16 protein-coding genes and 2 pseudogenes are annotated in these 13,928 nt (G+C 29.7%); all 18 read left to right on the forward strand.

The annotated features are described in order from the left end of the window. Positions 1-625: phage antirepressor KilAC domain-containing protein (locus tag HMPREF0072_RS06515; RefSeq protein ID WP_004828517.1), on the forward strand; the 625-nt coding region annotated here is incomplete at its 5' end. After that, positions 618-1,613: pseudogene (locus HMPREF0072_RS06520) on the forward strand (type IV secretory system conjugative DNA transfer family protein); the annotation flags it as partial. The gene HMPREF0072_RS06515 and the pseudogene HMPREF0072_RS06520, both read left to right, overlap by 8 nt. 96 nt (positions 1,614-1,709) lie before the next feature. Then, positions 1,710-3,524, forward strand: a complete 1,815-nt coding sequence (locus tag HMPREF0072_RS06525) for a recombinase family protein (protein ID WP_004828521.1) — start codon at positions 1,710-1,712, stop codon at positions 3,522-3,524. A gap of 246 nt (positions 3,525-3,770) precedes the next feature. After that, positions 3,771-4,298, forward strand: a complete 528-nt coding sequence (locus tag HMPREF0072_RS06530) for an RNA polymerase sigma factor (protein WP_004828522.1) — start codon at positions 3,771-3,773, stop codon at positions 4,296-4,298. After that, positions 4,295-5,083 (forward strand): hypothetical protein, encoded by a 789-nt coding sequence (locus tag HMPREF0072_RS06535; RefSeq protein ID WP_004828525.1) that lies wholly within the window; start codon positions 4,295-4,297, stop codon positions 5,081-5,083. Before HMPREF0072_RS06530 ends, HMPREF0072_RS06535 begins: the two co-directional genes overlap by 4 nt. Beyond that, positions 5,064-5,951 carry an ABC transporter ATP-binding protein gene (locus HMPREF0072_RS06540; protein ID WP_004828526.1) on the forward strand — a complete coding sequence of 296 codons (888 nt, stop codon included), beginning with the start codon at positions 5,064-5,066 and terminating at the stop codon, positions 5,949-5,951. Before HMPREF0072_RS06535 ends, HMPREF0072_RS06540 begins: the two co-directional genes overlap by 20 nt. Then, positions 5,944-7,137: a hypothetical protein gene (locus HMPREF0072_RS06545; RefSeq protein WP_004828528.1), complete on the forward strand. Its 1,194-nt coding sequence runs from the start codon at positions 5,944-5,946 to the stop codon at positions 7,135-7,137. The genes HMPREF0072_RS06540 and HMPREF0072_RS06545 overlap by 8 nt, the downstream gene beginning before the upstream one ends. A gap of 153 nt (positions 7,138-7,290) precedes the next feature. Next, entirely contained in the window at positions 7,291-7,470 is a 180-nt protein-coding gene (locus HMPREF0072_RS06550) for a hypothetical protein (protein ID WP_004812281.1), read from the forward strand. Positions 7,471-7,560: 90 nt separating this feature from the next. After that, a complete protein-coding gene (locus HMPREF0072_RS06555) occupies positions 7,561-7,998 on the forward strand; it encodes a hypothetical protein (protein WP_004812269.1) in 438 nt (145 codons plus the stop codon). A gap of 179 nt (positions 7,999-8,177) precedes the next feature. Then, positions 8,178-8,483, forward strand: a complete 306-nt coding sequence (locus HMPREF0072_RS06560; RefSeq protein ID WP_004828530.1) for a DUF3847 domain-containing protein — start codon at positions 8,178-8,180, stop codon at positions 8,481-8,483. A 106-nt stretch (positions 8,484-8,589) separates the two neighbouring features. Then, positions 8,590-8,823 (forward strand): helix-turn-helix transcriptional regulator, encoded by a 234-nt coding sequence (locus tag HMPREF0072_RS06565; RefSeq protein WP_004828532.1) that lies wholly within the window; start codon positions 8,590-8,592, stop codon positions 8,821-8,823. 66 nt (positions 8,824-8,889) lie between these two features. Then, positions 8,890-9,036: a hypothetical protein gene (locus HMPREF0072_RS12470; protein WP_248601173.1), complete on the forward strand. Its 147-nt coding sequence runs from the start codon at positions 8,890-8,892 to the stop codon at positions 9,034-9,036. Positions 9,037-9,407: 371 nt separating this feature from the next. Continuing rightward, positions 9,408-9,896 carry a hypothetical protein gene (locus HMPREF0072_RS06575; protein ID WP_004828537.1) on the forward strand — a complete coding sequence of 163 codons (489 nt, stop codon included), beginning with the start codon at positions 9,408-9,410 and terminating at the stop codon, positions 9,894-9,896. A gap of 238 nt (positions 9,897-10,134) precedes the next feature. Then, positions 10,135-10,338 (forward strand): annotated as a pseudogene (locus tag HMPREF0072_RS12700) (amidase domain-containing protein); the annotation flags it as partial. Positions 10,339-10,786: 448 nt separating this feature from the next. Beyond that, a complete protein-coding gene (locus tag HMPREF0072_RS06580; RefSeq protein ID WP_039931192.1) occupies positions 10,787-11,896 on the forward strand; it encodes a C47 family peptidase in 1,110 nt (369 codons plus the stop codon). Then, complete coding sequence (locus HMPREF0072_RS06585) at positions 11,886-12,248, forward strand: hypothetical protein (RefSeq protein WP_004828543.1); 363 nt, start codon at positions 11,886-11,888, stop codon at positions 12,246-12,248. Before HMPREF0072_RS06580 ends, HMPREF0072_RS06585 begins: the two co-directional genes overlap by 11 nt. 828 nt (positions 12,249-13,076) lie before the next feature. Beyond that, the gene (locus tag HMPREF0072_RS06590; RefSeq protein ID WP_039931193.1) at positions 13,077-13,391 is read left to right on the forward strand and encodes a DUF3847 domain-containing protein; all 315 of its coding nucleotides are present in this window, start codon (positions 13,077-13,079) and stop codon (positions 13,389-13,391) included. Positions 13,392-13,486: 95 nt separating this feature from the next. Next, positions 13,487-13,717 (forward strand): helix-turn-helix transcriptional regulator, encoded by a 231-nt coding sequence (locus HMPREF0072_RS06595; protein ID WP_004828547.1) that lies wholly within the window; start codon positions 13,487-13,489, stop codon positions 13,715-13,717. The last annotated feature ends 211 nt before the right edge of the window (positions 13,718-13,928 follow it).

A 13,928-nucleotide genomic window follows, 5' to 3' on the forward strand; every position in this document is an offset into this window, starting at 1 on the left:
TTATGTTAATCCAAGAAAAGCTATTTATGACCATGTAGATGAAGAAGATAAGGGTGTAACGAAATGGAACACCCCTGGAGGAATACAGAATATTTCAATAATTAATGAGTCAGGATTGTATTCACTTATCCTCTCATCAAAACTACCACAAGCAAAAATATTCAAAGCTTGGGTAACTAGAGAAGTTTTACCGAGCATTAGAAAAAATGGAGGATATATAGCTGGTCAAGAAAAGAAAACTAACGAAGAGCTACTTGCAGATGCAATTCTAGTAGCCAATAGAATTATTGCCAAAAGAGAAGAAGAAATTGAAGTATTAAGACCAAAGGCAGACTATTATGACAAATTAGTAGATTATAATCTACTTACAAACTTTAGAAACACTGCTAAAGAGTTAGGAATACCACAAAATCAATTTATAAGTTTTCTAATGGATAAGGGATTAATTTATAGAGATAAGAAAAAGAAACTTCTACCTTATGCAGATAAGAACAAGGGATATTTTGAAGTAAAAGAATGGGTTGACCCTCTAGGTACACTTGTAGGCATACAAACATTTATAACACCAAAGGGAAGACACTACCTACTAATTTTATTAGATAGTGAAGGTTTCTACGATGAATAAGGTATTAGAAGCCATTCTTTCTGATATTAAAAACCTAATTAAAATAGACAACCCAAAGAAATTTATATTAGCAAACATTCCTTATCTATCATTTTTTTACATTGGAAATATCTTTTCTAAGCACATTAATTCTTATGTTGGAGGAGATATTATTGATAGATTAATGGTGGGAATTTCTGATATAGGAACTTTATCCTATATACCAAGTATTAATCCAAGGGACTTGTTAGTAGGTATTTCAGTTGCTGGTCTTGTTAAGCTAATTGTTTATAGCAAAGGGAAAAATAAAAAGAAATATAGGCAAGGCAAGGAGTATGGATCTGCAAGATGGGGAGAAAGTAAGGATATTGCTCCATACATTGACCCTAAGTTTGAAAACAATGTTCTCATAACTAATACTGAAAGACTTACAATGAACTCAAGACCTAAAAATCCTAAATACGCTAGGAATAAAAATGTATTAGTAATAGGTGGTTCTGGATCAGGTAAAACGAGATTTTATGTAAAGCCAAATCTAATGCAAATGCACTCTTCCTATGTAGTAACAGACCCTAAGGGGACACTTGTGTTAGAGTGTGGGAAAATGCTCTACGAAAATGGATATGATATAAAGATTTTAAACACAATAAACTTTAAAAAGTCTATGAAATACAATCCCTTTGCATATTTGAGAAGTGAAAAAGATATTTTAAAGCTTGTCCAAACCATAATTGCTAACACCAAGGGAGATGGAGAAAAGGCAGGAGAAGATTTCTGGGTAAAGGCTGAAAAGCTATATTACACTGCCCTCATCGGTTATATCTATTATGAAGCACCAGAAGAAGAAAAGAACTTTAAGACACTTTTGGATATGATTGACGCAAGTGAGGTTAGAGAAGATGACGAAACCTATATGAACCCAATTGATAGGCTCTTTGAAGCTCTTGAAAAGAAAGACCCAAGTCATTTTGCAGTTAAGCAATATAAGAAATATAAGCTGGCAGCAGGAGTAATAGAATTAAGGAGAACACTTAATCACTGTTTTAGTGAAACATGTACTTCTTAATTCTTTTTTATTTAAGAAATTAAGAGGAAGGAGGAAAAAGTGAGGAATTTTGAAAAGACAACAGCACTCTATGAGAGATTAAGTCGAGATGATGAACTTGAAGGAGAAAGTAACTCAATCGTTAATCAAAAGAAAATCCTTGAAGAATATGCAAGTAAGAATAATTTAACCAACATCATCCATTTTACAGATGACGGAATAAGCGGGACACAGTTTGATAGACCAGGCTTTATGGAAATGATGAATGGAGTAAATACTGGAAATATCGGTTGTATCATCGTAAAGGATATGAGTAGACTCGGCAGAGATTATCTCAAAGTTGGTCAATGTATGGAGATATTAAGACAAAAGGGCGTAAGACTGATTGCTATCAATGACAATGTAGACAGCTTTTACAGAGAAGATGATTTTACCCCTTTTAGAAATATTATGAATGAATGGTATGCAAGAGATACTTCAAGAAAAATACAATCTACATTTAGATCAAAAGGAGAAAGCGGAAAGCATACGGCAAGCACTCCACCTTATGGCTACATCAAAGATGAAAAAGACAAAGATAAGTGGATTGTAGATGAAAAGGCAGCCGAGATAGTAAGACGAATATTTAATCTTACAATGGACGGAGCAGGACCATACAAAATAGCAAAGATACTAGAAGCAGATAAGATAGATATACCCGCTTATCATCAGCAAAAAATGGGATATGGATTACATCAAAGCAAAAACTTTGAATATCCTTATCGTTGGTGTAGTTCCACAATTGCCAGTATCTTAAAGAAAAAAGAATACTTAGGGCATACAGTTAACTTTAAAACAAGAAAGCATTTCAAGGATAAGAAAAGTAAATATGTATCCGAAGATAAATGGCTCATCTTTGAAAATACTCACGAAGCAATCATAGACCAAGAAACCTTTGACAATGTGCAAAGGATAAGAGGAAATGTAAAAAGGTATCCTGATGGTTGGGGCGAATATCACCCACTAACAGGATTGATGTATTGTGCAGATTGCGGGAGCAAGATGTATGTTCATAGGAGAAATAACTATAAGAATATCCCTTATTATGTTTGCAGTAATTATAAAAAAGTGCCTTGCGGGACACTTTGTCCATCAGCTCATAGGATAAAAGCAGAAGTAGTCTTAAATCTTATCCAAGAAACATTAAAAGATATAAAAAATTATCTTGATGAAGATAATGAAGCCTTTACCCGTTCCATTCAAAATGAAATGGAAGAAAAGGAAAAAGCAGAGATAGAAAAACAAAGAGTAAGTTTAATTAACAATAAGTCGAGGATACAAGAGTTAGAAAGGCTTATGTGTCGTATTTACGAGGATATGATACTAGAAAAAATACCAAGTAGTAGATATGAGATACTTAATAGCCAATACGAAACAGAACAAAGAGCTCTAAGTAGAGAGATTGAAGACTTAGAGCTTGTAATATCAAGATATGAAAATGAAACAGATAGGGTAAGAAAATTTATATCCCTTATTAGTCGTTATGAAAACTTTGATGATCTAACTAACACAATGATAAATGAGTTTGTAGAGAAGATAATCATTCATGAAAGGGATAGAAAAGGCAGTCAAACATCAAAGCAAAAGATAGAAATATATTTTAACTTCATAGGAAATTATGAAGTGCCAAAAGAAGAGTTAAGCGAAGAAGAACGTTTAAAACTTGAGGAAGAAGAACGAAAAATTAATGAGAGAAGAGACAGACTTCATCAAAATTATCTAAAGCGTAAAGCAAATGGGAAACAACAGGAATATGAGGAAAGGTATAAGGCAAGGAGAGAACAGAAAAAACTAAAAAACTTAAAAAACAGGAATACCAATAAGATAGTAAACTAATTTTACCAATATTAATTGATATTCTAAAAAAATATTAACCATTTTTTGCAAGATGATTTTAGTATTGCTGAAATGATGAGACTGTTAAATAATATGAGATATATTTATTGTTAATAAAACCTTGAAGAACAGTACGAATACAAGAGATAAGAAAATATTTTTTAAGATATAAAAAACTATCTTTTTTAGTATTATAATCGTTATATATTATGTAAGGCTATTTTAGTCATAGGAGAATTGATAGATATGAGCACAGATTTTTTTCTTGTCTGTCGCATTAGAAATGGTGATGATAAGGCTGCAGAAATTATAATTCGAAAATATTATATGAAAGTCTTTGACTACTGCAAGTATCATTCCGAGAATATACATGCAGCCGAAGATTTAACACAAGAGGTATTTTTGATTTTTTTAAAGAAAATTGATCAATATAAACATAGGGGTAAACTTTTAAACTATTTATATACGATTGCTCGCAATAAGTGTATTGATGAGAGAAAAAAAGAAAGTAATAAAGATATTTCAATTGAATGTATTGACTATGAGGTATCATCAAGTTTTAATGAATCCGAAAGAACAATAGAATCTTTATATGTTAGGGAAGCGGTTGAAAAGCTACCATCAGATATTAGAGAGATTATAATCATGTATTATTTTCTTGATATGAAACAGCGAGAAATTGCTGATATATGCAACATTTCATTAGAACTTGTAAAATACAGATTGAAGAAAGGTAAAGAAATGATAAAAAAGTATATAGGAGGTGAAATATGAAACAGATGAATTTTTCTGAAGATAGACTAGAAAAAATTCTAAAAAATATGAATAAACAAAATGAGCAGAAACCGTCTAAGGAAGCAATAGATAGTTTAGTTCTCAAAGCTAGAGAATTGATCAATAGCATAGATAATGAAAGTAGAATTGGATTTATTGAATTTATTATTTTACAAGTCAAAATCATGAAAAAAGAGTGTTGGCTTGCACAAGCATTTTTGCTTTTTATTGCAGCAAAATGGTTATCTATTTCGAATGGTGAAGCTTATGTACAAAGAGGATTAAGCATAATAGCCTCATTGTTTGTTATACTCGTAATTCCTGAGTTATGGAGGAATATTGAGAATAAATCAATAGAGATTGAGGAAACTTCAATTTTCAATTTACGAAAGATATATGCAGCTAAACTTATAGCTTTTGGTTTTATTGATACTACTATTTTGACACTGTTTTGTATTTATGCTGTGCAGATGCAAGAAATCATGTTTGCAGATATTTTAAAGCAATTTATATTTCCAATTATGATTGCTTCAATGATTTGTATGAAGGCATTTTCCGGAAGAAAATATTTTAACCAACTTATAACAATGATTATATGTATTGCTGCAAATATGGTTTGGATGATGATTGTATTAAACGAGTATATCTATTTAAAAATAACTCCTTTTGTTTGGGTGGTGATGTTTAGTACAAGTATTTTATTAACAATTTATTATATTAAAAAAGCCTTACACAACAACATTAGACACTTGGAGGTGAAAATCAATGAATTTGGTTTTGAATAAAGTAAAAAAAAGTTTTGGAAATATGAAGGCTGTTGACAATGTTTCGATTGAAATGGAAGAAGGTCTATATGGATTACTTGGTTCAAATGGTGCAGGCAAAACTACGCTTATGAGAATGCTATGTACCGTTTTGAAGCCTACAGAAGGTTCTATATGTTATGATGGTATGGATATATTTAAGATGGATGCTCAATATAGGGATATTATAGGCTATCTTCCACAAGAATTTGGATTTTATCCTAATCTTAGCGTAAAAAAGTACCTTTCCTATATTGCTTCGTTAAAAGGTTTAAAGAATAAAGTGGCAGAAAGACGTATTGATATTTTACTAGAAACAACAGGAATGAAGGAACATTCGTTTAAAAAAATGAAAGAACTATCCGGAGGAATGAAGAGGCGTGTAGGTATTGCTCAAGCATTATTAAATGATCCAAAAATACTTATACTTGATGAACCTACGGCTGGACTTGATCCAATTGAAAGAATAAAATGTAGAAATTTATTAGGTGAACTTGCAAAAGGTAAGATTGTACTTTTATCTACACACATTGTTTCCGATATAGAAGCTATTGCCAAGAAAGTATTTGTCATGAAGGAAGGGAAAATTATAAAAGAAGGTACAGTTGAAGAATTGTGTTCAAACATTCCTTGTAAGGTTTGGCTGTATTATTTAAATACTGATGAAGCAGAAGGATTTATTAGCAGATTTAAAAGTTCTATCAGTGCGATAAATAATAATGGGAAATATACAGAAGTAAGAATTTTATCAGAAAATAAACCGAATGATAATGCTAGGTGCGTTGATGCCACACTTGAAGATTTATTTTACTATTACTTTGGGATAGAAGGTGGAGATAAATATGATTAAACATGAAATTAATATAGTATTTAGTAATCGTATAAATAGGCTTGTATTACTATTTTTATTGGTCGTGGCAGTAGTTTTAAGCATATTTGCTGTATGGAGTGTAAGTTATGTAGATAAGGATGGGATTACACATAATGGATTATTTGCTGCAAGGCAATTAACTGAAGCTAAAGCTGAATATGCAGGGAAGTTAAACTCTGATATTTTTGAAGATATAGTAAATACAGATAAGAGAATTAAAAGTGAATATGGAAACAAAATCCCAGAGAACATATATGCTGATAATATGCAAAAATATATGGATATAAAAGATTTTATGGTTAGCACTATATCTTATGGAGGGGATATAGACTATACAAGATTTGATGCATTAGATTCAGATATGGCAAGAAATATGTATGCTATAAGAGATGATAATATTGTTCACTTAATCAACGAATATGGAACTACAGAGGAGAAAACAGAATTTTTGAAGAAACAATATTCAAAGCTTGTTACTCCATTTGATTACGCACCTGCAGATTCATGGATTACTATGGGGCTATATGCAACAACATATGCAATAATATTGATTATATCTATATCATTTATTACATCTGGAATATTTTCTGAAGATTTTAAACTGAAAGCAGAGTCTGTATTCTTTAGTACAAAATTAGGTAGAAGCAGGGGGACTAAGACTAAGATACTAACAGGATTGTTTATGGCGACAATTATTTATTGGGGAGCAATGCTTATTCTTTCAATTATATCCTTTGCATTTATGGGTGTCAGTGGAGCTAATTCACCAATTCAAATTGAATATAGTTATTGCATGTACAACTATACATTTTTAGAAAGATATTTTGTTATTATGCTTGCGGGTTATGTAGGGAGTTTGCTTTCAAGTGTGTTGACAATGCTTGTATCAGCTAAAACACATTCACCACTTATAAGCTTATGCGTTCCTATGATATTATTTGTGGTATCTCCATTTATTGGTAGAGTATTACCTTTTGATGGCTTTTTCAACATAACACCAGATCAGTTAATAAATGTATATAACTGTATTAAGATACCTTTATTGTATCAAGTTTTAGGGAAAGTAGTTATGCAGATACCTATGATAATAGTGATGTATTCGATTATTGTAATAATAACGATTCCATTTATTTATTTATCATTTAGCAAATGTTGTCAAAACTAAGTTTCTAAATAATCAGCTATAAAGTGGTATGTAGCTTGTTGCAGTGCCAATTAGGGATCCTATATGCATATATTGAGCATAGTAGCAAGCGAATATTGTAAATATAACTGATTATTGGGAATATAAATTAACTCAACAAAGGAGGAAAAAACAATGAAGATTATTAATGATTCAACAGGAACACCTGTACTTAGAAGAGCAGGATGTGTATGCGACAGTGGTTGGAAAAGTACAAGGGGTCCATGGCAACCATTTTGGAATTGCAACTGTAGCTGTATAAAAGGAAATACAGAGAATAACAATGCTAATTTTAAAAAGGCAAAAGATGCTTAACAGTTTAATTATTCTAAAATAGCTTAATACTGGCGGGGGATGCAGTACCAGAATATTGTCCAATAAGATTCAGAGGAAATAGAAACTATAATGGTTATAAATAAAAAGAATGTTTTACTCATATCTATAATATCTTTTATTGCTGTTATTATTATATTTTTATACTTTAATAATGACAAAAGCTATGAAAAAATAAGAGAAATTTTACCAGAAAATTATTATGAAATAGACTTTAGTGATGGAGATGCTTATAAAAATGTTAAGTTTACAAAAGAAATAAAAAAAGAACTGTCTGATCTTTTAATTGCAAATGATATTAAAGAGTTAGATAAAGATGATTGGTTAAAGATAGAACCAATGAAATTTATTGAAATTGTAAGTGATGGTAAAACTAAGTTGTTGATTTATGCAGAAAGTGACAATACTTATATAGAATGTTATGAAAATGGCAAAGTATTTAGAACATACATTACAGAAAATGACCTTACCGAAAAAATTAAAAATATAATTAACATAAGTGTTAATTAAAAATATTAATTATTGATAAAAGTGGCTAAGAAAAGAAAAAAATTCTTTGCCACTTTTATTGCTAAAAATACAAAAGGAGGATATAAATATTTTAAATTTAATATTTAAGTAGAGAACAACCTAAAGACGGGGAGAGTATATCTTCATCGTCTTTTTTTAATACAAGAAAGGAGATCAGTATGAAAAAATTAGAGCAAATAAGAGAAGAATCAAAAGAAATAAAAGATAAAATAGATTACACAGAAGAAAGATTAAGGCAACTAAAAAATCAAGAAAAAAAGATATTAAAACAAGATATGGTGAAAAGAAGAAAAGAAAGAACCCATAGGCTAATAACAAGAGGAGCAATCTTAGAAAGCCTTATAGAAAATTCAGAAGAACTAACAGATGAAGAAATAAAAATCCTACTAGAAGAAGCAACAAAAACAAAAGAATTTAAAGAAACATTAAAAATAATAAGGCAAAATGGAAAAATATTAACATAGATATTATATAATAATATATCAGGAAAAGGTAATCAAAAATATGACAAGGTATTGACACCCGAATGAGATTATGTTAAACTATAGTTAACCAAAGAAAGGTGAAACAATGGATAATAGAATTGAGAAATACCGTAAACCTCTAGGTTTATCGCAACATAGACTTGGAAAAAAAGTAGGTATATCAAGAACGAGTATAAACAAAATAGAAACAGGGAAAACAATTCCGAGTCTAAAAACTGCTAACGATATAGCAAATGCTTTGGGCGTTTGTATATACCAAATATTTGACTTGGATGGTACAGGTAGATACAGATGCTCAAAATGTCAAACGAAACAATAGATATAATATTAATTAAACTTTATTAGGAGTTAGGTTCAAATAATAAGTGAAGAAGAGTACCAAAAATTGGAATTAGGAGAAGTACAGGGAACAGGTCTTAGAGCAGCAAATATTGATGAGAATATAAGATTAAAAGATTTGATAACATTGATTATAAATTTAACATGGATACTTGGACAGGTAAAGTTCATGACGGTTTTACAGTTAGATTAAAAAATTTGTTCAGTTCAGGTGTAATTAGCTATTCGGTAAATATTGAAGAAGATGGAAAAATGATCTATGATGAAAGATTTGCTTCAGAATCTATATTAAGAGTTAAGGCTAATAGGAGAAGCTCTTATATAGTTACAATTGTTAATCAAACAAATAAAACATTATCAGGAAAGGTTAAGATAAACTCATATGTAAGGTAGATAGGAGGTGAATTGATAATAGACCTAAATCCTATGAGGTATAGAAGTGGCGATTAGTTTAGATACTATATTCTATAATGTAGCTAAAAATAACAGTTGGGAAAGTAGAATATATTTGATTTTAATGTCAAATATATCGATGTCAGACAAAATTATATGATGAGGTAAGAAATGAAAAAAAGATTTACTCTATTAATAGCCATAGTGATGCTGTTAACGGCAATGGCAATAAATGTATTTGCTTCATCAGCAAATAATAACTCAGAAGTTATATCTAAAGAATTGCAAGAGTGGTTTAATGGTCTAAGTAAAGAGGAGCAATTGAGTGTAAACTATGACCTATTACAATCAATTAGGTTGTCGGATAAAGATATAGAATGGTTAAAATGGTATAATACTCTTTCTAAAGAGGAACAATTAGCCGTAAACTCTTATCCAAGTCAACTTTTAAATGTGCTCAGTTCTAATGGAGTTTCAAAAGTTAATTTTGGCGACTTAAAAGTAAATGAAGATATGATAAATGAAGATAAGAACAAAAAAGCTAACAAACCAGCTAAGAAAGCAGGCAAAAATGCTCAAACAGGCATTGCTGGTATGGCGGGCGTAGCTGGAATCCTTGCAGCAGCATCAATTGCTTACATACCAAGTAAAAGAGACTAATAATATAAGTAATTTAACAGTTATGTTTTATGATAGGTTACTTGTTTTAATCATCAGTTTAATATTGCAACTATTAAACCCAATGAGGTATAAGAATGGAGATATAAATACCTGACTTTAGAGATAAATAAATTTAAGTGTCAAAATATAGTGTGTTAAACTATTTTTTGAATGTGACGGGGAAAAAATTATGAAAAGAAGCTTCTTTAAAAGCAGTAGCTACTAAAATAAATATTGGGAAAATTATAATCCCAGTTATCCTGATTGGGGTGCTGACTGTGCTAATTTTGCTTCTCAATGTCTGTATGCGGGAGAAAAAACGATGAAACAAAAATATCCTAAAATAGACGATAGTAGAAATTGGTTTTCTTATGGTTCAAAAAAGGAACCAAGCCAAGTATCTTCTATATGGCTTGGGGCAAATATGTTTAAGTGGCACTAGGTCTCAAGATTATATGCTTATAAGGATTTCAATCTGAGTGAAAATGGAAAACTTTCAAGGCTATACAACTATGCACAAGCTGGATATCCTATATCTTTTTAAACTCTAAAGATAACGCATACCCTACTTTAATAATCACTGACTTTAATAATAATTGTAAATAAAGTAAATACATTTATATATACATTATTTGGTTTTGATAAGTTTGAGTGTGATTAGTGTAATGTAGGTTCAGGAGGCAATAAAATGGTATATTTAAATCCACAAAGGTTTAAGAATGGTGATCGAGAATATGATATTTTTGTTTTAACTTAAGAGTGTTAGTTAAAACAATAAGTATCTAAATTTTATAAGGTAGAAATGGTGCTAAATAGAATTATCTAGAAGATTATAAAAAGAATAATAAATGCATCAATTACAAAACATAAATAATAAAGGAGGTTCTAGAATGAAGAGGTTGTTAACATTAGTTATAGCATTAGTAATGATGCTACCAGTTTTATCATCAAGGTCTATTGCAGCTGATGCAGGTGAGCAACGTGATGTAAAAGAATTATACTTAATTTCTGATAAGGTTAATGATGACCATATTGCATACGCTAATAGCGAAAAAGAGAACGTGCTAATGGCTTTAAAAGATGTGGTTTCTCTTGATGGATTTGTTTTGGAAGATATGATTTCATTTGGGAAACCATTTAATTTAAATGAATCAACATATATACCAATTATAATAGGTAATAAAATAGTAGCGTTGATGGCTGTATCGGATTTCGAAGGAGAATTAGGATGGACTCTGTCAAAGGATTTTTCTGATGGCTTAAATCAAATTTCTAAACTTACAAGTCTCGAATCACCTGCTTCTTTATATACAGTGAATGGAAATGTCTTTGCAACTATTTCGGGTAAAGAAGTACAGTTGACTTTTTATCCTGAACTGGAAGTATCTAGAGATTCAAAATTATATAATGATGCTGAAATTCCTTCAAAAAATGTAGTAAATATAATGGAAATCGAAAACTTAGAGGGCAGTTATAGATTATATAATATGGTTTTTGCATCAAGGTCTTCAAGTAGTAAATATATTGATTTAGATCTAGCAGAAACTCAAGAAGATCAGTCTTGGTGTTCAGCTTTTGCCGGTGCTCAAATTTTAAGACAAAGAGGAAAAGGAAAGATTTATGCAAACAATATAATGAGATATTTCTATCCAAATGTTAGTTATGACGATTTAAAGAAAAAATCTATTTCACATAATCAACTAATTAAATATGCTAATAATAAAAAGTCATATCCATCAAAAAGTACAGGAACTTTAAGTCTGGATTCAGTAAAGAAGCAAATTGATTCTAACAAATCAATATATCTAAGTTGTGATGGGACAGGCACATACAAAAAAGCAAATCATGCCCTGGTTTTAAGAGGTTACAACACAAGAAACAATACTTATTCTGTATGGAATCCTTGGGATGATAGTTATGTCAGTATGTCAATATCAAGTAAGAGTATATCTGTAAATGGTGGCAAGTTTATATGGAGTTCGACAATTTATGGATGGTAGATATAAAAAAATCTTTATCCCTATATTATTACTAATTACTGTAATAGGAGTAATATATATAGCAAAGAATACAAGCAAAGATGATATTGATGCTAATTATAAACCTATGGTAAAAGTAGAAAATAAAATTTATTATTGGTCTAAAGACCTAGAGGATATTAGTCTAAAAGATTTTACCTTGATAGGAGAAGTAAAAAAATCATATAATTCTGGATTAAAGTCAATAGATGAAAGAAGTGAAAACTATTCAAGTAATGTATTTCCTACAGGGTCGAAACTTTACCTTTATGATAAAACTAGTATTATTGTTGTGACCAATAGTGGATTCAGTCTATGTGTTGAAGGAGAATAAATTTTTTGTAGGATTACAAACAATAAAATTTTAAAATTTGATAGCTAATAAGAATTAAAAAAATCAATATTGTTTATATAGAATAGTGTGAACACAGAATCCGTGTTTTGTGGAATTAGTAGTGAAGTTAGAAACTAACAAATAAAGGCATTTAGAAAAAATCTGGGGGGCCTTTTTCATGTCGACTTTTGGGCTGAATATAAATACAAAGAAGTAGCTACATAAGAAGATTTTTATAAACTTTAATCTACTTATCATATAATTGCATAGTATGAAGATTAGAATTTACGTAGTGTGCTAAAAAAGCTATATTAACAATTTCAAAAGTATTTTTATAGTATGGGTAGTCTTGTCTACTGTGATAGATATTCCTGTTGATAATCCAGTTAATTGGAGATTTATTGCGGAATTAATTCCTTTAGTAGTTATGATTATATTAACTTATTTTTTATTAAATTTGAGAAACAAAAATTAAGCGTTCCAATTAATAATGCATTGAAAGGTTACTCATAATGTTTTTGTTTTGTGGATTTGGATAATATGTTGATCCTATTTATAACATCATGCGTATTGAATTCAAAAAGAATGGAAAATCTAAAATTAGATACTTAGTATTAATGATGATATATCTATATTAGATGTTAGGCATAGAATCAATAAGGATAATAAGTAAATATATTAATATTCAGAGCTGCAGGAACTAAAATATAGTCTTGTAGTAAGTATATTAAAAACTTCTTAAATTAGAAAAATATTAAAACATGGATATCTTAGGCGATAGAAATTAAAAACTCTATCGTCTTTTTTATTGCATTAAAGGAAATTATTATTGAAAAAATAGAACAAATAAGACAAGAGTCAAAAGAAATAAAAAATAAAATAGACAATACAGAGGAAAGATTAAGGCAACTAAAAAATCAAGAAAAGAAGATATTAAAACAAGACATAGTGAAAAAAAGAAAAGAAAGAACTCACAGACTAATAACAAGAGGAGCAATCTTAGAAAGCCTTATAGAAAATGCAGAAGAACTAACAGATGAAGAAATAAAAATCCTACTAGAAGAAGCAACAAAGACAAAAGAATTCAAAGAAACACTTAGAATAATGAAAAAATGTAAAAATGTTGGCATAGATATTATGTAATGACAAATTAGGAAAAGGTAATCAAAAAATATGAAAAGTATTGACATTCAAACGAAATTATATTAAACTAAAGTTAACCAAAGAAAGGTGAAATAATGAATAATAGAATTGAGAAATACCGTAAACCTTTAGGTTTATCGCAACATAGACTTGGAAAAAAAGTAGGTATATCAAGGACGAGTATAAACAAAATAGAAACAGGGAAAACAATTCCGAGTCTTAAAACTGCTAACGATATAGCAAATGCTTTAGGGGTTTGTATGTATCAGATTTTTGATTTGGACGGAGAAGAAACATATAAGTGCCATAGTCATAATTGTTGTTAAAAAATTAAATGACAACATCAAGAAAAATATAGGTGGAATTTATGAACTATAATAATCCTCAAAGGTATAAAAATGGAGATAAGTTCATTATTTAACGAATGAAACTTATTGTTTGAAATAATAGGAGTGAAATAGTAATTTGTAGGAGGTATGCTATGTTAAAGAGATTTTTAAGTACAATATTGGCTGTAATTATGTTTGTTGGTATTGG

It is taken from the genome of Anaerococcus lactolyticus ATCC 51172 (genome assembly GCF_000156575.1).
Classification (GTDB): Bacteria; Bacillota; Clostridia; order Tissierellales; family Peptoniphilaceae; genus Anaerococcus; species Anaerococcus lactolyticus.

Coding starts and splice junctions, on each gene's coding strand:
- HMPREF0072_RS06535 (WP_004828525.1), top strand. CDS start 4,295: ATGAAACAGATGAATTTTTCTGAAGATAGACTAGAAAAAATTCTAAAA.
- HMPREF0072_RS06550 (WP_004812281.1), top strand. CDS start 7,291: ATGAAGATTATTAATGATTCAACAGGAACACCTGTACTTAGAAGAGCA.
- HMPREF0072_RS06555 (WP_004812269.1), top strand. CDS start 7,561: ATGGTTATAAATAAAAAGAATGTTTTACTCATATCTATAATATCTTTT.
- HMPREF0072_RS06575 (WP_004828537.1), top strand. CDS start 9,408: ATGAAAAAAAGATTTACTCTATTAATAGCCATAGTGATGCTGTTAACG.
- HMPREF0072_RS06530 (WP_004828522.1), top strand. CDS start 3,771: ATGAGCACAGATTTTTTTCTTGTCTGTCGCATTAGAAATGGTGATGAT.
- HMPREF0072_RS06595 (WP_004828547.1), top strand. CDS start 13,487: ATGAATAATAGAATTGAGAAATACCGTAAACCTTTAGGTTTATCGCAA.
- HMPREF0072_RS06560 (WP_004828530.1), top strand. CDS start 8,178: ATGAAAAAATTAGAGCAAATAAGAGAAGAATCAAAAGAAATAAAAGAT.
- HMPREF0072_RS06585 (WP_004828543.1), top strand. CDS start 11,886: ATGGATGGTAGATATAAAAAAATCTTTATCCCTATATTATTACTAATT.
- HMPREF0072_RS06565 (WP_004828532.1), top strand. CDS start 8,590: ATGGATAATAGAATTGAGAAATACCGTAAACCTCTAGGTTTATCGCAA.
- HMPREF0072_RS06540 (WP_004828526.1), top strand. CDS start 5,064: ATGAATTTGGTTTTGAATAAAGTAAAAAAAAGTTTTGGAAATATGAAG.
- HMPREF0072_RS06580 (WP_039931192.1), top strand. CDS start 10,787: ATGAAGAGGTTGTTAACATTAGTTATAGCATTAGTAATGATGCTACCA.
- HMPREF0072_RS06545 (WP_004828528.1), top strand. CDS start 5,944: ATGATTAAACATGAAATTAATATAGTATTTAGTAATCGTATAAATAGG.